Annotated in this window: 13 protein-coding genes; 6 read left to right on the top strand and 7 right to left on the bottom strand. The window is 62.0% G+C overall.

Going from position 1 to position 19,973, the window contains the following annotated elements; translation table 11 throughout:
• Positions 1–42: 42 nt before the first annotated feature.
• The 3 genes from murJ to NKJ67_RS01140 form a co-directional block, all read right to left on the bottom strand.
• Positions 43–1,650: a murein biosynthesis integral membrane protein MurJ gene (gene murJ, locus NKJ67_RS01150; RefSeq protein WP_127271141.1), complete on the bottom strand. Its 1,608-nt coding sequence runs from the start codon at positions 1,648–1,650 to the stop codon at positions 43–45.
• Between the two features lie 46 nt (positions 1,651–1,696).
• A complete protein-coding gene (locus NKJ67_RS01145) occupies positions 1,697–4,498 on the bottom strand; it encodes a [protein-PII] uridylyltransferase (RefSeq protein WP_352580171.1) in 2,802 nt (933 codons plus the stop codon).
• A 78-nt stretch (positions 4,499–4,576) separates the two neighbouring features.
• Positions 4,577–5,395: a glycosyltransferase family 25 protein gene (locus NKJ67_RS01140; protein ID WP_352580330.1), complete on the bottom strand. Its 819-nt coding sequence runs from the start codon at positions 5,393–5,395 to the stop codon at positions 4,577–4,579.
• Between the two features lie 187 nt (positions 5,396–5,582).
• Between NKJ67_RS01140 and NKJ67_RS01135 the strand changes: the two genes are divergently transcribed.
• From NKJ67_RS01135 to NKJ67_RS01125, 3 genes are all read left to right on the top strand, one after another.
• A complete protein-coding gene (locus tag NKJ67_RS01135) occupies positions 5,583–8,087 on the top strand; it encodes a heavy metal translocating P-type ATPase (RefSeq protein ID WP_352580170.1) in 2,505 nt (834 codons plus the stop codon).
• Between the two features lie 43 nt (positions 8,088–8,130).
• Positions 8,131–8,523, top strand: a complete 393-nt coding sequence (copM, locus tag NKJ67_RS01130; RefSeq protein WP_127321683.1) for a CopM family metallochaperone — start codon at positions 8,131–8,133, stop codon at positions 8,521–8,523.
• Between the two features lie 84 nt (positions 8,524–8,607).
• Complete coding sequence (locus NKJ67_RS01125; protein WP_352580169.1) at positions 8,608–9,453, top strand: aldo/keto reductase; 846 nt, start codon at positions 8,608–8,610, stop codon at positions 9,451–9,453.
• Here NKJ67_RS01125 and mutS read toward each other — a convergent pair whose 3' ends face one another.
• The gene (gene mutS, locus NKJ67_RS01120; RefSeq protein ID WP_352580168.1) at positions 9,454–12,183 is read right to left on the bottom strand and encodes a DNA mismatch repair protein MutS; all 2,730 of its coding nucleotides are present in this window, start codon (positions 12,181–12,183) and stop codon (positions 9,454–9,456) included.
• 213 nt (positions 12,184–12,396) lie between these two features.
• Here mutS and NKJ67_RS01115 point away from each other — a divergent pair, with 213 nt between their 5' ends.
• A complete protein-coding gene (locus tag NKJ67_RS01115; protein ID WP_352580167.1) occupies positions 12,397–14,676 on the top strand; it encodes an NADP-dependent malic enzyme in 2,280 nt (759 codons plus the stop codon).
• A 150-nt stretch (positions 14,677–14,826) separates the two neighbouring features.
• On the opposite strand, the gene NKJ67_RS01110 is transcribed toward NKJ67_RS01115, so the two are convergent.
• Positions 14,827–15,876: a DUF4062 domain-containing protein gene (locus NKJ67_RS01110; protein WP_352580166.1), complete on the bottom strand. Its 1,050-nt coding sequence runs from the start codon at positions 15,874–15,876 to the stop codon at positions 14,827–14,829.
• A gap of 49 nt (positions 15,877–15,925) precedes the next feature.
• On the opposite strand from NKJ67_RS01110, the gene NKJ67_RS01105 reads away from it, so the two are divergent.
• Positions 15,926–16,255, top strand: coding sequence for a hypothetical protein (locus NKJ67_RS01105; RefSeq protein WP_352580165.1), 330 nt, complete (start codon positions 15,926–15,928; stop codon positions 16,253–16,255).
• Between the two features lie 512 nt (positions 16,256–16,767).
• Here NKJ67_RS01105 and NKJ67_RS01100 read toward each other — a convergent pair.
• Positions 16,768–17,385 carry a hypothetical protein gene (locus tag NKJ67_RS01100; RefSeq protein WP_352580164.1) on the bottom strand — a complete coding sequence of 206 codons (618 nt, stop codon included), beginning with the start codon at positions 17,383–17,385 and terminating at the stop codon, positions 16,768–16,770.
• A gap of 594 nt (positions 17,386–17,979) precedes the next feature.
• On the opposite strand from NKJ67_RS01100, the gene NKJ67_RS01095 reads away from it, so the two are divergent.
• Positions 17,980–19,044 (top strand): diguanylate cyclase domain-containing protein, encoded by a 1,065-nt coding sequence (locus tag NKJ67_RS01095; protein WP_352580163.1) that lies wholly within the window; start codon positions 17,980–17,982, stop codon positions 19,042–19,044.
• A 48-nt stretch (positions 19,045–19,092) separates the two neighbouring features.
• Here the strand turns inward: NKJ67_RS01095 and NKJ67_RS01090 are convergent, their stop codons facing one another.
• On the bottom strand, positions 19,093–19,794 hold the full coding sequence (locus NKJ67_RS01090) for an antitoxin Xre/MbcA/ParS-like domain-containing protein (RefSeq protein WP_352580162.1): 702 nt from the start codon (positions 19,792–19,794) through the stop codon (positions 19,093–19,095).
• Between the last annotated feature and the right edge of the window lie 179 nt (positions 19,795–19,973).

The following is a 19,973-nucleotide window of genomic DNA, read 5'->3' as shown; positions in this document are numbered from 1 at the left end:
CGGCGCTGCGATCAAGACGGCGCTGCGGGCGTGTCGGGCGCTCTACTCGTCCAGGTCGGTCTTTGCGACCGGTGGCGCCGACTTGCCCGATCCCCGCTTGACGTTGCGTCGGATCATGCCGAAATCGGCACCGCCTGTGGCGAAGGCGGTGATGAAATAAAGCAGCGCTCCGCCGGCAACCAGCGACAGCAGCGTCGTCGCCTTGACCACCAGCGGCGAGCCCGGCCCGAGCCTGACGGCGAACCAGTGCTCGGCAAAATAGAGTGCCGCCCCCATTACGGCCGCCGACAGCACCAGCCGTGGAATGCGCTTCATCAGCGGCACGTCGCGCCCCCAATGGCCGCGCCGGATCAAGACGCCGAGCAGCATCACCGCGTTGACCCAGCCGGCGACTGCCGAGGCCACCGCGATGCCGGGCGCGCCCATCCGTGGAAACAGCGTCAGCGCCGTGGTGACGTTCACCGCCACCGAGATGGCGGCAAAGATCATCGGCGTGCGTGTGTCCTCGCGGGCGAAATAGCCTGGGGTGAACGCCTTGATCAGCACGAAGGCCGGCAGGCCGAGGCCGAAGATCGCCAGGATCGCCGCCACCGTCGGCGTCGAGCCGTTGGCGGCGAACGCGCCGCGCTCATAGACCAGCCGCACGATCGGCTCCGACATCACCCAGAGTGCCGCGGCTGCCGGCAGGGTCAGGAACAGCGTGAACTCGACCGAGCGGTTCTGCAGATTGGCCGCCTCGATCAGATTGCCCGACTTCAGCGCCCGCGACAATTCGGGCAACAGCACGATCGCCACCGCAACACCGACCACGCCGAGCGGCAATTGGTAGATGCGGTCGGCATAGGCGAGCGAGGATACCGCGCTGTTCTGCGCCGAGGCGATCGCCGTGCCGATCAGCTGGTTGATCTGGGTGATGCCGCCGGTGATGGCCGCCGGCAGCGCCAGGATCAGCAGCCGCTTGACCGCGGGCGTCATTTTCGGCCGGCGGAAGCCGATCGAGATGCCGGCGTGGCGCACCGCCACCCAGACGATCGCCAGTTGCACCAGTCCGGCGGCAAGCACGCCCCAGGACAGCCCGTAGCCGACGGTGAGGGCATCCGAGCCCTTGTACCAGGCATAGGCGAGCACGCCGATCAGGATGATGTTGAGGAACACCGGGGCCACCGCGGCGGCGAAATAGCGGCGCAGCGAATTCAGCATGCCCGCCATCATCGCGCCCAGCGACATGCAGATCAGATAGGGAAACATGATCGTTGCCAGCGTCACCGTGGTGTCGAACTTCCCCGGCGTGCCGGCAAAACCCGGCGCCACCAGATAGCGCACGATCAGCGGCATCGACAGTTCCATGATGATCGTCAGCGCCAGCAGCGCCGTGAACAGCACGCCGAACACTTCCTCGGAAAAGCGCTTGGCGCCTTCGGTACCGTGGGTCTCGATCTCCTTGGCGAACAGCGGCACGAAGGCGGCGTTGAAGGCCCCCTCGGCAAACAGCCGGCGAAAGGTGTTGGGAAACTGGAAAGCGGCGTTGAAGGCATCGGCAACCGGTCCGGTACCGAGTGCAGCAGCCATCAGCATCTCGCGGCCGAAACCGAGCGCGCGGCTCATCAGCGTGCCGGAAGCGACCGTTGCGAATTTCTTGACGAGGCTCATGCTTTTGGGAACTGCCTGCGCAATTGGGACAAAGTGATGGTCGTTGTCACTCGGCCGCCGCCCTGGGCTTGCCGCCGCGTTCGGGCACGATGCCTTCGAGCGTTGCCATCAGCCGATTGCGGATGGTGGCGATGCGGGCCGGGCTATCTATCTTCTGGCCAGTGAGATCGGTGACATAGAAAGTGTCGATGACCTTTTCGCCGAAGGTGGTGATGTGGGCCGATGCGATGTCGAGCGACAGGTCGGAAAGCGTTCCGGTGATCTCCGACAGCAGTCCCGGCCGGTCGAGGCCCTCGACCTCGATGACCGAAAAACGGTTCGACAGCGTGTTGCGGATTTCGGCGCGCGGTGGGATCTTGAACACCTTGGAGCCGCGCCGCGGCTTCGTGCGCTTCTCGATCATTTCCGGCAGCCAACTCTTGCCCGACAGCACGTCCTCGATCAGCCGGCCAACACGCTCGGCACGCCGGCGCTCGTCCTCGTCGCGATCGAATTCTCTGCTGATCAGGATCGTGTCGAGGGCGCGGCCATCCGACGTCGTGAAGATCTGCGCGTCGACAATGTTGCCGCCGGCTCCGGCGCAAGCCCCGGCGATGACCGAGAGCAGACGGGGGTGGTCCTGCGCCAGCACGGTGATTTCGGTCACCGCCTCGAACTGGTGGGTCTTGACCATGGTGGCAAGCTTGTTGCCTGACACGTCGGCTTCGCGGATGAACTCGGCATGGCGCAACTGGTCTGCGAGATCGACGGTCAAAAGGTAATTCTCGTAGTGTTGGCCGACATAGCGCTTGCGGGCTTTGTCCGGCCAGTCGGCAAGCGCCTCGGCCAGGCGCTCGCGCGCCGCCGCCGTGCGCTGCGCGCGCGACACTTCCGAAAACCCGCCGGTCAGCAGCAATTCGGTCTCGTAGTAGAGCGTGCGCAGCAGCTGGCCCTTCCAGCCGTTCCAGACACCGGGTCCGACGCCCCTGATGTCGCAGACGGTGAGGATCAAAAGCAGCTTCAGCCGCTCGACCGACTGCACGATCGCGGCAAAATCCTCGATGGTCTTGCGGTCGTTGAGGTCGCGGGTCTGCGCCGTCATCGACATCACGAGGTGGTTCTCGACCAGCCAGGCCACGGTTTCGGTATCGGCAGGCGACAGCCCCATATGCGGGCAGATCCGACGGGCGATCCTGGCCCCCGCCTCGGAATGGTCCTCCGGCCTGCCCTTGGCGATGTCGTGCAGCAGTACGGCGACATAGAGCGCTTCGCGGCTCTTCTTCAGGCTCGGCATCAGCGTGTGCGAGAGGGGGTGGACCTTTTCGCCGTCGCCGCGCTCGATCTCGGCCAGCACGCCGATGCAGCGGATCAGATGCTCGTCCACCGTGTAGTGGTGGTACATCGAGAACTGCATCATGGCGACGATCTTGCCGAAATCCGGGATCAGCTTGCCGAGCAGTCCGGCTTCGTTCATGCGACGCAGATTGAGTTCGGCATTGCGATCCGAGGTCAATATGTCGAGGAACAGCCGGTTGGCCTCCTCGTCGCGCCGCAGCGACTTGTTGACCAGGCCGAGCGAACGGGTCAGCAGCTTGAGCGCGTCAGGGTGGAATTCCAGACCGTGCTTGTCGGCGAACCAGAACAGCCTGAGCAGATTGACCGGATCGCGCTCGAACACCTGGTTGTCGGCGATGTTGATGCGGTGGTTGTCGACAATGAAATCGGAGGTGCCGGCCAGCTTGCGTTTGCGCCTGGAGAAAGTCAGGAAGATGCGGTTGAAGCCAGGAACGTGCTTGGCCTGCTCCTCCTCGAGCGCCGCGCAGAAGATGCGGGTCAGGTCGCCGACGTCCTTGGCAACGAGGAAGTAGTGCTTCATGAAGCGCTCGACCGCCGACAGGCCGGGGTGTGTGGTGTAGCCGAGCCGTTCGGCGATCTCGCGCTGGATGTCGAAATGCAACCGCTCTTCGGCCTTGCCGGTGAGGAAATGCATGTGGCAGCGTACCGCCCACAGGAAATCCTCCGCCTTCTGGAACTCGCGGTATTCGCCCTCGGTGAAGACGCCCTTGTCGACCAGTTCCTCGCCGGTACGCACCCGATAGAAATATTTGCCGATCCAGAACAGCGTCTGCAGGTCGCGCAGGCCGCCCTTGCCGTCCTTGACGTTGGGCTCGACCAGATAGCGGCTTTCGCCGGCCTTGGCATGGCGGTCATCGCGTTCGGCAAGCTTGGCCTGGACATATTCGGGGCCGGTCGTGCGCACCACCTCATGATCGAACCGCAGCATCAGTTCATCATAGAGCTTTTCCTCGCCCCACAGGAAACGTGCTTCGAGGATCGAGGTGCGAATGGTGACATCGGTGCGCGACAGGCGCAGGCATTCGTCGATGTTACGGGTGGCGTGGCCGACCTTCAGCCCCAGGTCCCACAGCATGTAGAGCATGTATTCGACTGTCTGTTCGCCCCACGGCGTCTGCTTGTAGGGCAGCAGGAACAGAAGGTCGATGTCGGATCCGGGCGCCAGCGTTCCACGGCCGTAGCCGCCGACAGCGACGACGGCCATGCGCTCCGCCGAGGACGGGTTCTTGACCCGGTAGACATGGGTGACGGCGAAATCGTAAAGCGCCCGGATGATCTCGTCCATGAGATGCGACAGCCGCGCCGCGCAGGCGCTGCCGCCGCCATCGTCCATCAGCATTCGTTCGGCAATGGCGCGCCCTTCCGCCAGTCGTCCCTTGAGCAGTTGGAGCACGCCATTGCGCGCGGCCTGCCCTGAGCCATCATCCGCCGTGGCCGCGGTCAGCGCGGTCATCTCGCGGCGCAAGGCTTCGCCGTCGATCAATTCGTCGAGCTTCAGGGAGATTCTTGCCATATATCCAGTCGGCCTTGCCGTTCGGCGGCGTCTATAGCGCGTTTTCGTGGCGCTGGGTATGGGGCGTTGAAAGCCGGTTCAAGGCCCGGTTGAGCTTTGGCTCGGATAAGTAAATGGAATAACCATTCTCCGCTTCAGTCGACAGAAATCGACAATGCGCTTGCCTATCCGCCGAGCCTCGGCTTTGACCTTCGCTATGGCTGTCTTTCTGCGTTTCCCGGTCCCGGCGGCGCACTGGATATCCCGCTTTTCCCTGAGCAGGCTTGGCAATTGGAGCGCCCTGTCGCCAAGGAACTGATCTTGCGCGCAGAGCGCAGGAACAAGCTGATAGATTGTCTCGCCTCGCAAAACCGAAAACTCGGGGTTGAAGACAAGGTCGTCGACAGCGATGCCGATCTCCTCGGTGGCCTTGATCAGGTCGAGCGCGGTTTGCCTGGAGATGATGTAGCCGGCGGTTCCTATATGTCCAGCGTCGAGTTTGGATGTGGAAAAGCCGTGACCGATGTCAATGCGCTTGCGTCGGATCACGGTCTTGCAAAAATAGCTTTCGAGCTTGACGACTTCGGCATCGGCTGGAATCCAGTTGCTGTCGCGAAGCAATGCGCCGGCTTTCGCGGCAAAGACGATGTCGTCCTCGAAGATTGCCCCGTAGCGAGCGTCGCCTTGCGCTATGGCGGCCCAGCAGGCCCGGTGACTGAGCAGGCAGGCGATCTCGCCGTCAGTCAATGGCAGCCTGTTCCGATATCCGACATTTTGCGGCAGCTGGTCCAGGTCCGGCCGATCCCGTGCGTCGATGGCCTGAACGCGTTCGAACGGGACGCCGATGCGGGCAAACTCCGCCGTCACACGGGCAAGGCGATCGGGAGACCGATCGAGATTGATGACCAGACGCTTCATTGCCAAAGAAAATCTCACCCCCGGGACGCTCGCTCTCTAGCAGGCGTGGTGTTGCCGCGTGAGACTTTTTCTGGGGGAGGATGGACGCGCCGTGGACCGGAGAAGAAAAGTCGAAACAGCCCTTGACCTTCCAGTTACTGGAAGCCCTATCTCCACGTCACACGCCGATAAATCAAGGCATTTTCGAATGACGCATTCCGATCACGATCATCACGCGCATAGTAGCTGCTGCTCGACAAAAGGCGCCGTGCCCACCACGAAGAGCGTCGTCCGCGATCCGGTCTGCGGCATGACTGTCGATCCGGTCGCCGGCAAGCCGACGACCGAGCATGATGGCCATCCCTATCATTTCTGCAGCCAGGGCTGCCGCACGAAATTCGTCGCCGAGCCGGAAAAATTCCTGACGGCCACCGATCCGGTCTGCGGTATGAGCGTCGATCGCGCGACAGCCAGGCACTTTGCCCGCCACGAAGGCCAGGGCTTTTACTTCTGCTCGGCCGCCTGCCAAGCGAAATTCGAGGCGGAGCCGCAAAAATATCTCGGCGACAGGCCGGCACCGCAGCCGATGCCCAAAGGCACGCAATACACCTGCCCGATGCATCCCGAAATCATCCGCGACAAGCCAGGATCCTGCCCGATCTGTGGCATGGCGCTGGAGCCGATGGGCGTGCCGACGGGCGATGAAGGGCCAAATCCCGAGCTGGTCGATTTCACCAGGCGGTTTTGGGTGAGCGCTGTCCTTTCGGTCCCCCTTCTGATCATCGCAATGGCGCCCATGATCGGCTTGATGTTTGAAGGCCTGGTCGAGGACCGGACAAAGGTCTGGATCGAACTGGTCCTGGCAAGTCCGGTGGTGCTTTGGGCCGCCTTTCCCTTCTTCCACCGCGGCTGGGACTCGCTGGTCAACCGCAGCCCCAACATGTGGACCCTGATCTCGCTCGGCGTTGGCGCTGCCTATCTCTACAGCGTCGTCGCCACGCTGTTTCCGGACATTTTCCCGCATCAGTTCCGCGGCCATGGCGGTGCGGTGCCCGTCTATTTCGAGGCTGCCGCCGTCATCGTTGCGCTGGTCTTCCTTGGTCAGGTGCTGGAGCTCCGCGCCCGTGAAAAGACCGGCTCGGCAATCCGCGCCTTGCTTGATCTCGCGCCGAAGACCGCGCGGCTGATCGCCGCCGACGGTTCCGAAAGCGATGTGCCGCTCGATGCCGTCAAAGCCGGCGATCGCCTGCGCATACGCCCCGGTGACGCCGTGCCGGTCGATGGCACGGTGCTGGAAGGGCGATCCTCGATCGACGAATCGATGATCACGGGCGAGCCGTTGCCGGTCGAGAAGGTCGAGGGCGATGCGCTGACCGGCGGCACGCTCAACAAGAATGGTGCGCTGATCATGCGCGCTGAGAAGGTTGGCGCCGAGACGACGCTGGCGCGCATCGTCGAGCTCGTCGCCAAGGCGCAGCGCTCGCGCGCCCCGATTCAAGGGTTGGCCGATCGCGTTTCTTTCTACTTTGTCCCGGCCGTCGTCCTTGTCGCGATTGTCGCTTTCACCGCCTGGGCCGTGTTTGGACCCGAGCCCAGCCTGATCTTTGCCATCGTCTCGGCGGTGTCGGTGCTGATTATCGCTTGCCCCTGTGCGCTCGGCCTTGCCACGCCGATGTCGATCATGACCGCCACCGGGCGCGGAGCGCATGCCGGTGTGCTGATTAAGGAGGCCGCAGCACTCGAACGCTTCGCTTCCGTCGACACGCTGATCGTCGACAAGACGGGGACGCTGACCGAAGGCCGGCCGAAGCTGACCGATGTCGTTGCGGCAAACGGTTTTTCTGAGGAGGAATTGCTGGCGCTTGCCGCCGGTCTGGAGAAGGGGTCGGAGCATCCTCTGGCTGAAGCCATCGTCGACGGCGCCGCTACGCGCGGCGTGACCGTTGCCGAGGCCAGCGCCTTCGAGGCGGTCACCGGCAAGGGCGTGTCCGGTTCGGTCTCGGGAAAGACGGTCGCGCTCGGCAATGCCGCGATGATGGCGGACCTTGGCGTCGACATCGCATCCATCTCGGCCAAGGCCGAGGCGTTGCAACTCGAAGGCAAGACGGCGATGTTCGTCGCTGTCGACAAAAAACTGGCCGGCATCGTCGCCGTCGCCGACCCTATCAAGGCAACGACGGCCGAGGCGATCAAGGCGCTGCATGAAAGCGGCTTGCGGATCATCATGGCAACCGGCGACAATGAACGCACGGCCAACGCGATCGCCAGAAGCCTCGGCATCGACGAGGTCCGCGCCGGCCTGCTGCCGGAACAGAAGGCAGCCCTTGTCGAGGAACTGCGCGCAAAGGGCGCCGGCGTTGCCATGGCCGGCGACGGCGTCAATGACGCACCGGCCCTTGCCGCCGCCGATGTCGGCATCGCCATGGGCACCGGCGCCGATGTCGCCGTCGAAAGCGCCGGTATCACTCTGGTCAAGGGCGACCTCAACGGTATCGTGCGCGCCCGCACGCTGGCCCAGGCGACGATCCGCAACATCCGCCAGAACCTGTTCTTCGCCTTCCTCTACAATGTGCTTGGCGTGCCGGTCGCCGCCGGCGTGCTCTATCCGCTCACCGGCACGCTTCTGTCGCCGATGCTGGCGGCCGCGGCGATGAGTCTGTCTTCGGTGTCGGTGATCGCAAACGCGTTGCGGCTGAGAACATTGAAACTCTGATCCAAGCCCCCAAATACGAAACCCATCCAACAGGAGACCATGAATGACCTTCGCCAAAAAACTCGTGCTGCTGCTGATGGCGGCCGGAATGCTGGTTGCCGTCTTCCTCGAAAGCGTTCCGGCGCAAAGCGAAGAGATGAAACACGACATGGGCGCTATGGCGGCGGATGCGACCAGCCCTTCGACCGAAGGCTACAAGGCGGCGATGGACAAGATGCATGCCGACATGATGGCGTCCGACTATACCGGCAATGCCGACGTCGATTTCGTCAGAGGCATGATCCCGCACCATCAGGGTGCGATCGACATGGCCAAGGTCGAACTTGCCAATGGCAAGGACCCGGAAATCCGCAAGCTCGCCGAAGGCGTCATCGCCGCGCAGGAAGCCGAGATCAAGCAGATGCAGGCCTGGCTCGCCGCCCATCCGGTGAAGTAAGTCTTCAGCCATCGCCAGCGCGGCGAGAGCGCCTCTGGATTTCTCGTCCAGCCTGTGATGCGATCGGCCCAAATGGAGCCCGCAATGCCGTCGACCATCAGAACCACCAAACTGCCCTCAGGCGAAGCCGTTCAGGTGCTTGGCCAGGGCACATGGAAGATGGGCGAGGATATCAGTCGCCGCGCCGATGAGGTGAATGCTCTGAAGCTCGGCCTCGACCTCGGCATCACGTTGATCGACACCGCCGAAATGTATGCCAGCGGCGGCGCCGAGGAGGTGGTGGCCGAAGCCATTGCCGGGCGCCGCGACGAGACCTTCCTGGTCTCGAAAGTTCTACCGTCGAACGCTTCACGCGCGGGCGTGCAGCGCGCCTGCGAAAACAGCCTGAAACGCCTGCGCACCGACCGCATCGACCTCTATCTCTTGCATTGGCCCGGCAGCGTGCCTCTGACCGAAACGGTCGCGGCTTTCGAGACCTTGAAAAAGGCCGGCAAGATCCGCCACTGGGGCGTCAGCAATTTCGACACCAACGAGATGGAAGAGCTGATTGGCGTGCCCGATGGCGGCAATGTCCAGACCAACCAGGTGCTTTACAATCTGGTCCGGCGCGGCCTCGAATTCGACCTGGCGCCCTGGAGCCGGCAGCGCAACATTCCGCTGATGGCCTATTCGCCGGTTGAGCAGGGCGCGTTGGCGCGCAATGCCAGGCTCGACGCGGTCGCCGCTCGCCACGATGCGACCTCCGCGCAGATCGCCCTGGCCTGGGTGGTGCATCAGGAGGGCATCATCGCCATCCCGAAGGCCAGCAGCCGGGAGCATGTCCGCCAGAACATCGCGGCGCTCGACATCAAGCTGACGCCGCAGGACATCGCCGATCTCGACCGCGCCTTCCCGCCACCAGCGCGCAAGCGCGGGTTGGAGATGATCTGACTATGTCCCCGCCAGCCCCTTCAGCCGGTAGAGCGCTTCCAGTGCCTCGCGCGGCGTCATCTCGTCGGGATTGATCTCGCCGAGCGCCGCCCCCAGCGCATCGCTTTTGGGCGGCCTCAGTGCTTCCCGCTTCACCGCCACCGAAAACAGCGGCAAATCGTCCACCAGCCGGTTCGTCTTGCCCGAAACCTCACCTTCCTCAAGCTGGTGCAGCACTTCCTTGGCCCGGTGGACCACCGCTTCCGGCAGGCCGGCCAGCCGTGCCACCTGCACGCCGTAGGAGCGGTCGGCGGCCCCCTTGCCGACCTCGTGCAGGAAGACGACGTCGTTTTCCCATTCCTTGACCCGCATGGTCACGTTGGAGAGCCGCGCCAGCTTGCCGGCCAGCGAGGTCATTTCGTGAAAGTGAGTAGCGAAGATCGCCCGGCAGCGGTTCTTCTCATGCAGATATTCCACGGCCGCCCACGCGATCGACAGGCCATCGAAAGTGGCGGTGCCGCGGCCGATCTCGTCGAGGATCACCAGCGCGCGTTCACCAGCCTGGTTGAGGATCGCCGCCGTCTCGACCATCTCGACCATAAAGGTCGAGCGGCCGCGCGCCAGATCGTCCGAGGCGCCGACCCGCGAGAACAGCCGGTCGACGACGCCGATATGGGCCGATGTCGCCGGCACGAAGGAGCCGGTCTGGGCCAGGATGGCGATCAGTGCGTTCTGCCGCAGGAACGTCGATTTGCCGCCCATGTTCGGGCCGGTCAGGAGCCAGATCGCGCCGTTCTTGGCGCTGCCCTCCGGCGACAGGTCGCAATCATTGGCAACGAACGGGCCTTCGCCCGAACGGCGCAAGGCCTGTTCGACCACCGGATGCCGCCCGCCCGCAATCTCGAAGGCAAGGCTGGAATCCACCACCGGCCGGCACCAGGCTTCGCTCTCCGAAAGCAGCGCGAGCGCCGCCGAGACGTCGAGCACGGCCAGCGCATCCGCGCCGGCGCGGATATTCTCCGCTTCACCGACCGCTTCCATCGTCAGCGCGTCGAAGGCGGCAAGCTCGATGCTGAGCGCCCGGTCTGCGGCATTGGCGATCTTGGTCTCGAGTTCGGCGAGCTCGGTTGTGGTGAAGCGCATGGCGTTGGCCATGGTCTGGCGGTGGATGAAGCGCGCCTTGGCGCCATCGCTGCCGGTCATCACCGCATGATGGTTGGCGGTCACCTCGATATAGTAGCCAAGCACATTGTTGTGCCGGATTTTCAGCGAGCGGATGCCGGTCTCGTCGATCAGCGAGCGCTCCAGCCCGGCGATCACCTTTCGCGATTCGTCGCGCAGCGCCCGCATCTCGTCGAGATCGGCATGGTAGCCGCCGCGCAAGAAGCCGCCATCGCGCTTGAGCAGCGGCAGGTCATCGCCAAGCGCCTGCGTCAGATGCTGGGCCAGCGCCTGGGGCAGCGCATGGATGGCGGCCAATGCCGCCGCGATTTCCGGGGGCAGGGCGGTCGCGGCAAAGATTTCGGCGATCGCGCCTGCCGCCTCGAAGCCGGCGCGCAGCGCGCCAAGGTCGCGCGGCCCACCCCGGTTGAGCGCCAGCCTGGACAGCGCGCGCGGCATGTCGGCGACGCTCTTCAGACTCGACCGCACCGCCTGGCAGAGCCGCGTCTCGGAGCGGAAGAACGACACCGAATCCAGCCTGGCGCCGATCGCAGCCGGATCGGTCAGCGGCGCCATCAGCCGGTCGGCGAGCAGCCTTGCGCCGCCGCCGGTCACCGTGCGGTCGATCGCCTTGAACAGCGACCCTTCGCGGCTGCCCGACAGCGTGCGCAGCAGTTCCAGATTGCCCCGTGTCGCCGGATCGATGAACAGGGTCGAGCCCTGCTCTTCGCGCTCGGGCCGCGACAGCGGCGGGCGCTCGGCCTTCTGCGTCTTCTCGACATAGGCGATGGCGCCGGAGATCGCCGACAGTTCGGCGCGCGAAAAGGCGCCAAAGCTATCCGGCGTCGCCACATCGAAGAAGCGGGCGATGCGTCCCGTGGCCGATGCCGAATCAAACAGCGACGGCGGCTGCGGGCTGGCGACGCGGCCGAGCACCTCGAACACCGGCTTCAACTCCGGATCGTGGAACACCGGCTCGGCGACGATCAGCTCGCGCGGATCGACTCGGAAGATGTCGGCCAGCAGCCGGTCGGCGGTGGTGTCGGTGACGCGGAAGGCGCCGGTCGAGATGTCGATCCAGGCCAGCGCGAAGGAGTGGTCCGCTCCGCCTTTCACCCGCCCCAGTGCCATCAGGAAGCTCGATTCCGAGGGGGCCAGCAATTTGTCCTCGGTGATGGTGCCCGGTGTCACCAGCCGCACGACGTCGCGGCGCACCACCGATTTGCCGCCGCGTTTCTTGGCCTCGGCCGGATCCTCGATCTGTTCACAGACGGCGACGCGGAAACCCTGGCCGATCAGCTTCTGCAGATAGTCGTCGGCGGCATGCACCGGCACCCCGCACATCGGGATGTCGAGCCCTTGATACTTGCCGCGCTTGGTCAGCACGATGCCGAGCGCCCGGCTCGCCTTCTCGGCATCGTCGAAGAACAGCTCGTAGAAATCACCCATGCGATAGAACAGCAGCGAATCGGGGTTCGCCGCCTTGATCTCGATAAATTGCTCGATCATCGGCGTGGCACCGGCATGGACGGTCGGCGCCGGCGTCATCGCCTCGGGGGCGTCTGGCTCGTTCGGGCTGTGCATGTTCATGCGCGGCACGCTAGCAGATGTGATGATGCGGTTTAATGCCAGCGCCTCGAAAAACAGGGGACGACGGGACGGCAGCTTGTCCGCAATTGCCGATGCGGACGGCGATTCCGGCGCACTGGCGGTTTACACGCGGCGGCGCGTGGTCTTAATTCGGACCGAAACAAAGCACCCGCTTCAAGGAGGTGCTGCACCGGCGAGGAAATCAAGAACATCATGGCCAGGAAAACCGAGAACAGCGGTCCGTCCGTCAGTGCGCAGGAAGCGCTCGAATTCCACGCCATGGGGCGGCCGGGCAAGCTGGAGGTCGTCGCCACCAAGCCGATGGCGACGCAACGCGACCTCAGCCTCGCCTATTCGCCTGGTGTCGCGGTTCCGGTTCTAGCCATCGCCGAAGACCCCTCGCGCGCCTTCGACTACACGACGCGCGGCAACATGGTCGCCGTCATCTCCAACGGCACGGCCATCCTCGGTCTCGGCAATCTCGGCGCGCTGGCCTCCAAGCCGGTGATGGAGGGCAAGGCGGTGCTGTTCAAGCGCTTCGCCGATGTCGATTCCATCGACCTCGAGGTCGACACCGAGGACGCCGACGAATTCATCAACTGCGTGCGGTTCCTCGGGCCCTCTTTCGGCGGCATCAACCTCGAGGACATCAAGGCGCCGGAGTGCTTCATCATCGAGCAGCGCCTGCGCGAATTGATGGACATTCCCGTCTTTCACGACGACCAGCACGGCACCGCGATCATCTCGGCCGCCGGCCTGATCAACGCGCTGGAGATCACCGGTCGCGACATGAAGACCACAAAAATGGTCTGCAACGGCGCTGGCGCCGCCGGCATCGCCTGCATCGAGTTGATGAAGGCGATGGGCTTTGCGCCGGAAAACATCATCCTGTGCGACACCAAGGGCGTCGTTTTCCAGGGCCGCACCGAAGGCATGAACCAGTGGAAATCGGCGCATGCGGTCAAGACCGAGGCGCGCAGCCTCGCCGAGGCGCTCGACGGCGCCGACGTCTTCCTCGGCCTCTCCGCCAAGGGCGCGCTGACCACCGCCATGGTGCAGTCGATGGCCAAGAACCCGATCATCTTCGCCATGGCCAATCCCGACCCGGAAATCACGCCGGAGGAGGTCGCCGAAATCCGCACCGACGCCATCATGGCCACCGGGCGTTCTGATTATTCCAACCAGGTCAACAACGTGCTCGGCTTTCCCTACATCTTCCGCGGCGCGCTGGATGTCAGGGCAACCACCATCAATGACGACATGAAGATCGCCGCCGCGCAGGCGCTGGCGGCATTGGCGCGCCAGGATGTGCCCGACGATGTAGCCGCTGCCTACCAGGGCAACCGGCCGAAATTCGGCCCCAACTACATCATCCCGGTGCCGTTCGACCCGCGCCTGATCTCGGCCATTCCGATCGCGGTCGCCAAGGCGGCGATGGATTCAGGCGTCGCCCGCAAGCCGATCCTCGATCTCGACCGTTACGCGCAGGAGCTGTCGGCCCGCCGCGACCCGATCGCTTCGACCCTGCAGCGCATCTACGACCGCGTGCGCCGCCAGCCCAAGCGCATCGTCTTCGCCGAGGGCGAGGAGGAACAGGTCATGCGTGCCGCCGTCTCCTATGTGAACCAGCGGCTCGGCACCGCCATCCTGCTCGGACGCGACGACGTCATCAAGGAGAACGCCAAGCACGCCGGCATCGACCTCAACAAGCAAGGCATCGAGATCATCAATGCAAGGCTGTCGCGCCGCAACGGCATCTACACCGACTATCTCTACGAGCGCATGCAGCGCAAAGGCTTCCTGTTCCGCGACTGCCAGCGCCTGATCAACAACGACCGCAACCATTTTGCCGCCTGCATGGTGGCGCTGGGTGATGCCGATGGCATCGTCACCGGTGTCACCCGCAACTATTCGACCGCGCTCGACGACATCCGCCGCGTCATCGACGCCAAGCCCGGCCACCGCGTCATCGGCGTCTCGATCGTGCTGGCGCGAGGCAGGACCGTGCTGGTCGCCGACACCGCCGTGCACGACATGCCGAACGCCGAGCAGATCGCCGACATCGCCGAGGAGGCCGCGGGCTTCGCCCGCCGCATGGGCTATGAGCCGAGGCTTGCCATGCTCGCCTATTCCACCTTCGGCCATCCACAGGGCGAGCGCTCCGAACGCGTCCAGGAGGCGGTGCGCATCCTCGACAAGCGCCGCGTCGATTTCGAATATGACGGCGAAATGGCCGCCGACGTCGCGCTCAACGCGCGCGCCATGGCGCAATACCCGTTTATCCGGCTGACCGGCCCGGCCAATGTGCTGATCATGCCGGCGTTCCACTCGGCCTCGATCTCGACCAAGATGCTCCAGGAACTCGGCGGCTCGACCGTGATCGGCCCGCTGCTGGTCGGGCTGAACAAGCCGGTGCAGATTGTTTCGCTGAACGCCAAGGACAGCGATATCGTCAACATGGCGGCGATAGCGGCGTATACGGCGGGTACCTAAGAAAGGCAAAAAAGTGTACCCTATCGGATAGAATGGTGTGCAGAGGGCGACGGTTGGCTCTGTATCCGACGAACGAATGGGAGCTAGGGAGCTTGCCTTAGGCGTAGGGTATGACAACGGAGGGCGCTATTGCGAGGCAATGGGCGGACTTTATGCCAATATATCAGCGAGGTTGTTTGGATCGGTCGGCTTTCTTTGAGCCAAAAGGCCAACCAGCGCTTTGTCGCCTTTGGCCGTAATGCGCCAATAGCTTCCCTTGTCATTTACCCCGCGCTTTTTTATACCCTGATCAATCAAACCCAGAGCCCGGAATTGAATCAGTACTTCGTTCCATGACTCTAGATTTATGCTCGGATTGCCAACTACGCTGTAACCTGACGGAACAGAGACCAATCCATTGAACCGAGATAATATCTCTTGAAGATCGACTTCTGTCGTTTCGTTAATTAGGGCAGGGCCGATATCCTTAAATAGCTCGTCCCATGTGGTTTTTGCTCGCCATCTATCTTCTGATCTTGAGTAGCTAGAATTGTCAAATAACGTCCTCATGCCATAAACTACAATCATGTTGCTCCCAGAGGCTAGCGAGTCGTCAACGTCATCTCCGGGTTTATTTGCAAGGACCTCTTCTCGAAGCTTTGCATTTTCTTCGGTCAGCTTGCTGATCGTTTCCAGTAGCGCAACTGGAGAAGAGCCATCGTTTCTGATCCATCCAGGTCGCGGATTGACCTTAATTTCGCGGACGAGCGACCGCGAAACGAGACCGCCGAGTTCAGAGGCGCTTGCCCATATTCCAACCGGATGATCCTTCTTTACCTCGGCTCGGAACACTTCTAGCTTCCTGCGCAATTGCTCATCCTTTTCGCTCTTGCCGGCTGGTATCTGGTCCGGATTTCCATGAACAAAAGCGAGTACCGGCAGCCCTATTTTCTTTGCGTATCTATACTCTTTCTCAGTGTAACTGATGCCCTCGTCAGCAACGGACCCATAACGACCACCTATAATCAAAACGTAGTAATCGCATTCGTCGATGACTCGCTTTATGACACTCCATTGGCTTTCATTGGATGCAACGAACGCCTCCATCCCAGTTGGGATACAGTCCAGCTCCCATAGAGCCTGAATAACTTCCGCACGCTCCTCGATCAGGTCAGTAAACGTCGAACTGACAAATATTTGGTGCCGAATTGAATAGGACAACTTTGACTCTCCCCATGCTGGCGGAGACAGTTATCGGATCCTGCAATAATTGACCAGAGCACCTACAGCCCGGTCGTTCCGCGCTCCCAACAAGCGCGTTGCGAGGGCGCCGCATGTCGCGCAAAGCCCTGAAATCGACTATACGCCCGCGTATGATGTGAACAGCCGCCATTCGCCACGATGTCGAGCGCGCAACCTTACCGTCAACTTTTCTCGTATCGTGTTCGCGCGCTTCTCCGTCGATGAGCGCATTGCGCGCCATTTCGCTGAGTTCGATGAGCCGCAAACGTCTTTGTCGAGTTTTCTGCGCCGCACTGCGCCAATCCTTTTGCAGGTGTTTGCGGCGCACTGTGACGGCCGATTTCCTCGGAAAATTTGATCGCAAAATCGCCGAAAAATAGATCGGAATTAGTTGCGGAATTAATCGTGGAATTAATCGCGTATTCTATCGTGGAATTGCCCCGGAGATGACAATGGTATTAAGCCTGGAATTAATTGTGGAATTGATAGCGATGATTATATCGCTATTATCATTTAGATTATCATCAGTTGTTCAAATAGATAATTAGATAAGCTACAGAACGTGCGCACGAATGAAGTAACGGTATGAATTTTTCTTGACTCAAGGCTGGCAATCTGGAATCTTTATGGGGTCGCTCCAAAAGCGAACGCCCCGACTGCGAATCGGGGCGTAACGGCAGGTGGTGCCTGCTAACTCTCAAGGACCTTTGCCAGGTAGATCGAGAGGTGTTCAATGCGAAAAGGTCGCATTATAGGTAGTTAGTGGTCGGTTGCGCTTCTCAGATTCACCACCTGCGGAGCGCACCCGCCACGTTGTCTATTAATACTAGATCTAATTGCTTCGTCAATTATTATCTGGTCTTTATTATGTTAGTCTGGCTTAGGCGTTGACGGAGACCTGTACCGCTTGATGACGGCAGCTAAGTTGCCGTAGGCCTCCTTTGAGACTTCATCAAAAGCCTTTATCGCATCCTCTTTGAGTTTACTGCGCTCAAGTATCATGGCCATAAGGTGACCAACAATGTATTGGCTGAATATGTCCAGGTCTGAATTGAATGTAGTCAATTCTTCTTGCGTGATCGGCTGCTCCGATCGCGTAAAGAGCTCCTTCTTAAAGCTCTGAATGCCGACCACTTTAGTCCTAAATATCTTTCTGGTGTTCTTCCCTGTAAAGAAGCTATAGGAATCATGCACGTAGCGGTTTCGAGTCGGTCTCAGATCGTTGTCAAGAAAATGCAATGCCTTTTCTAATTTGGCGTATGATTTTCGATCTTCGACGATAAAAGCCAGTGCCTTTATCAGTTCGCACTTTCTGGACAGATCGAGGATACTAGTTGCAACATCTAAATGAGCCGACGGCGCTTTTATGTATTTTCCTAAGATCATGCCGAGATGCGCGTCGATCTGAGACCAGTTCACGCAGATTGCCCCGATCTGGAACGTAATCATCCGGGATTCGGCTGTCGGATAAACAAAGTCGTCAATCACGGCATCTGCCCCCGAGATTCGCCCGCCAGCACGTTACACCATCATTGGCGCAAACTAGCACAGGGTTCGTTGCCTATCGCCTGAATGCCTACTCCTGTGGGTCCAGCGCAGGCGCGCGCCTGCGCTTTTTCGCTCAACGATTCTGTTCGGCCCGCAAATAATCGCGCCGATGTTACCTCGAACTAGTGGCAGCAGGTCCTGCGCCATGAGGTTGTCGACCGACGCCATGCCGCCGTCATTGACCGCTTCGCGGACTGCCCGCCCCGGATGGTGGAAGATTAGGCTGGATTTCGCGTCGACCTTTAGGCCTTCGTTCTCGAACCGTTCCTCCCATCAGGCGGTGGTGTTCTCTAGCAGCAGCCTATGCCTGGCGAGATTAGCTAGCCGCACCCCTGCCTGGATGTCTGCAATCGCAGGAATCCTGCGATTCAAGCCGAATTTGCGGGTAGATCACCGCGATCCATAAGAGATTGATAATATCCGGTTGTTATACCAGGGAGCTGTCGTCGATGTGCCAGAGCGGCATTTCGGACAGACTGGGGTGGTGACAATCATGGATTTGCAGCCGTGAAGCACGATACGAGTCCGGCATCAATGGTCGGTCAGGGAGCCTATCACGACGAGCGCCTGGATGCGCTTCTCAGCATCACCGGGCGCATGGACGGCTACCTCTACCGTTGCCGCAACGATGCGTCCTACACCATGCTCTACATCAGCGACGGCATTCTCACCGTCAGCGGTTATCGGCCAAGCGATTTCATTCACAACGCCGTGCGCGACTATGTCTCGGCCATCCACCCGGATGACCTGCCTTCGGTCTATGCCGCCGTCGACGCCGCGCTCGAAGCGCGCTGCAACTGGAACGTCGACTACCGCATCGTGCCGCGGGTCGGCGAACCGCTCTGGGTCCGCGAGATCGGCGGCGGTGTCTGGGACGATGCCGGCGAACTCGAATTCCTCGAAGGCTTCGTCGTCGACATCAGCGACCGCAAGGTTGTCGAAGACCTCAATTCCCAGCTGCTGCTGGATCTGAAAACCGCCAACGAGGAGCTCTCGGCGCAAAAACGCGAGATCGAACTGGCGAAGCTGCAGAGCGACCATTCGGCCAACCACGACGCATTGACCGACTTGCCCAACCGGCGCGCCTTCCACGACGAACTCAAATCGGTGGTGGCCCGCTGCGGCGTCACCGGCGAGGCGGCGGGTCTTCTGTTCATCGATCTCGACCGGTTCAAGGAAGTCAACGACACGCTCGGCCACGAGGCCGGCGATGCACTGCTGCAGCGGGTGTCAAGCCAGCTTCGCTCGATCCTGCGCAGTGCCGATTTCGTCGCCCGGCTTGGCGGTGACGAGTTCGCCTTCCTGTTCTCGGGCGACGCCGATCTGGCACAGCAGAAAGCCGTGCGCGTCGCCGAACGCATCCTGGAACGGTTGCGGATAAAGGTTCCCACCCCGAATGGCGCCATCCAGGTCGGCTGCACCGTTGGCGTGGCCATGTATCCGGCGGAGGCCGCCGATTCCGAAGCGCTGATCGCGCTCGCCGACCGGCTGATGTACATCGGAAAAAAGAGCGGCCGCAACCGGCTGGTCACCGCCAAGGAAATGGCGCCGCAACAGCCGTCGTCCAGGCCCCGCCACCCGATCCGCAAGACTGCCTAGGCGCGGCGTACACAAGGCCTCAAATCCGAGCGCCTGGGACGAAGGCACTCAGCCCGGCGCGAATACGCGCGCGGCTTCGATCACCTCGTCGACCTGATCCTGTCGCAGCAAGTCGATTGGGACGCGGCCGTCGAGCTGCGCCGAGGGCCGCGTCAGCCACAGCCATGCGAGCCTTGGATTGGTGATCAGCGACAGCACGTCGCGAATGCCTGCAACCGGCCGTCCATCGACGAACTGCGCCAGCGGGAAGACATGTTTGCGGCCGCCCTTGCGCAAGGCGATGACCTCGCCCCGCCGCTGCCAGCGGTGCAGGGTCGAGCGGGCGATACGCAAATTTTCCTCCAGATAGGTCGAGCCGGCGACGCGGCCCGCCCAGTCCTCGATCAGCATCGATTCGAGATCGTCGGATTTTGGCAGCGAAGGAGGCTCGACATCGACCAACGGGGTCGCCGGCGGATTGATCACGCCGGCTATACCGGCTTCGCTGCGGCGCGCGGCTTCCGCCGCCAGCGCGCGCACGAATTTCGAGGCCAGGCCGGGCAGGTCGGCATGGATGGCGTCGATAGCGCGCTGGTGCTTCGGTGACAGCAAGGTGACGGCGGACGCTATGCTGCCGGCGATTTTGCCGACCGAGACCATGGTGGGCTTGTTGATGGCCTCGTCATAGTGGGCAAGCGCGCGTTCGACGTCTTCGGCGACCATCTCGGCGAAGTCGTCCTGCTTGAGGCCCTGGATCTGAAATCTGTTCATACATCTGTCTTCTGGGCCGCGCTCTCCTCCCACGGATGCGGCCGGTTTGTTGGACTTCTAGAGCGGAAAGCGGAAATCGCGGCGGCAACAGATGCTGCGGCCCGACAGCTCGCTGTCTTGCATTTCTTGACATCCCAACTGGCTGTTGGCGCCCCGAAAGGTCAGTCGCGGGGCGCCAG

This window comes from Mesorhizobium sp. M0088, assembly GCF_040322895.1.
In the GTDB taxonomy this organism is placed as follows: Bacteria; Pseudomonadota; Alphaproteobacteria; order Rhizobiales; family Rhizobiaceae; genus Mesorhizobium.
Note: the sequence above shows the minus strand (reverse complement) of the source record. Positions and strands in the feature narration are given on the sequence as shown.

Bases quoted from the DNA above. Each gene is read 5' to 3' on its own strand.
- murJ (WP_127271141.1), bottom strand. From the start codon at position 1,650: ATGAGCCTCGTCAAGAAATTCGCAACGGTCGCTTCCGGCACGCTGATG.
- NKJ67_RS01145 (WP_352580171.1), bottom strand. From the start codon at position 4,498: ATGGCAAGAATCTCCCTGAAGCTCGACGAATTGATCGACGGCGAAGCC.
- NKJ67_RS01140 (WP_352580330.1), bottom strand. From the start codon at position 5,395: ATGAAGCGTCTGGTCATCAATCTCGATCGGTCTCCCGATCGCCTTGCC.
- NKJ67_RS01135 (WP_352580170.1), top strand. From the start codon at position 5,583: ATGACGCATTCCGATCACGATCATCACGCGCATAGTAGCTGCTGCTCG.
- copM (WP_127321683.1), top strand. From the start codon at position 8,131: ATGACCTTCGCCAAAAAACTCGTGCTGCTGCTGATGGCGGCCGGAATG.
- NKJ67_RS01125 (WP_352580169.1), top strand. From the start codon at position 8,608: ATGCCGTCGACCATCAGAACCACCAAACTGCCCTCAGGCGAAGCCGTT.
- mutS (WP_352580168.1), bottom strand. From the start codon at position 12,183: ATGAACATGCACAGCCCGAACGAGCCAGACGCCCCCGAGGCGATGACG.
- NKJ67_RS01115 (WP_352580167.1), top strand. From the start codon at position 12,397: ATGGCCAGGAAAACCGAGAACAGCGGTCCGTCCGTCAGTGCGCAGGAA.
- NKJ67_RS01095 (WP_352580163.1), top strand. From the start codon at position 17,980: ATGGTCGGTCAGGGAGCCTATCACGACGAGCGCCTGGATGCGCTTCTC.
- NKJ67_RS01090 (WP_352580162.1), bottom strand. From the start codon at position 19,794: ATGAACAGATTTCAGATCCAGGGCCTCAAGCAGGACGACTTCGCCGAG.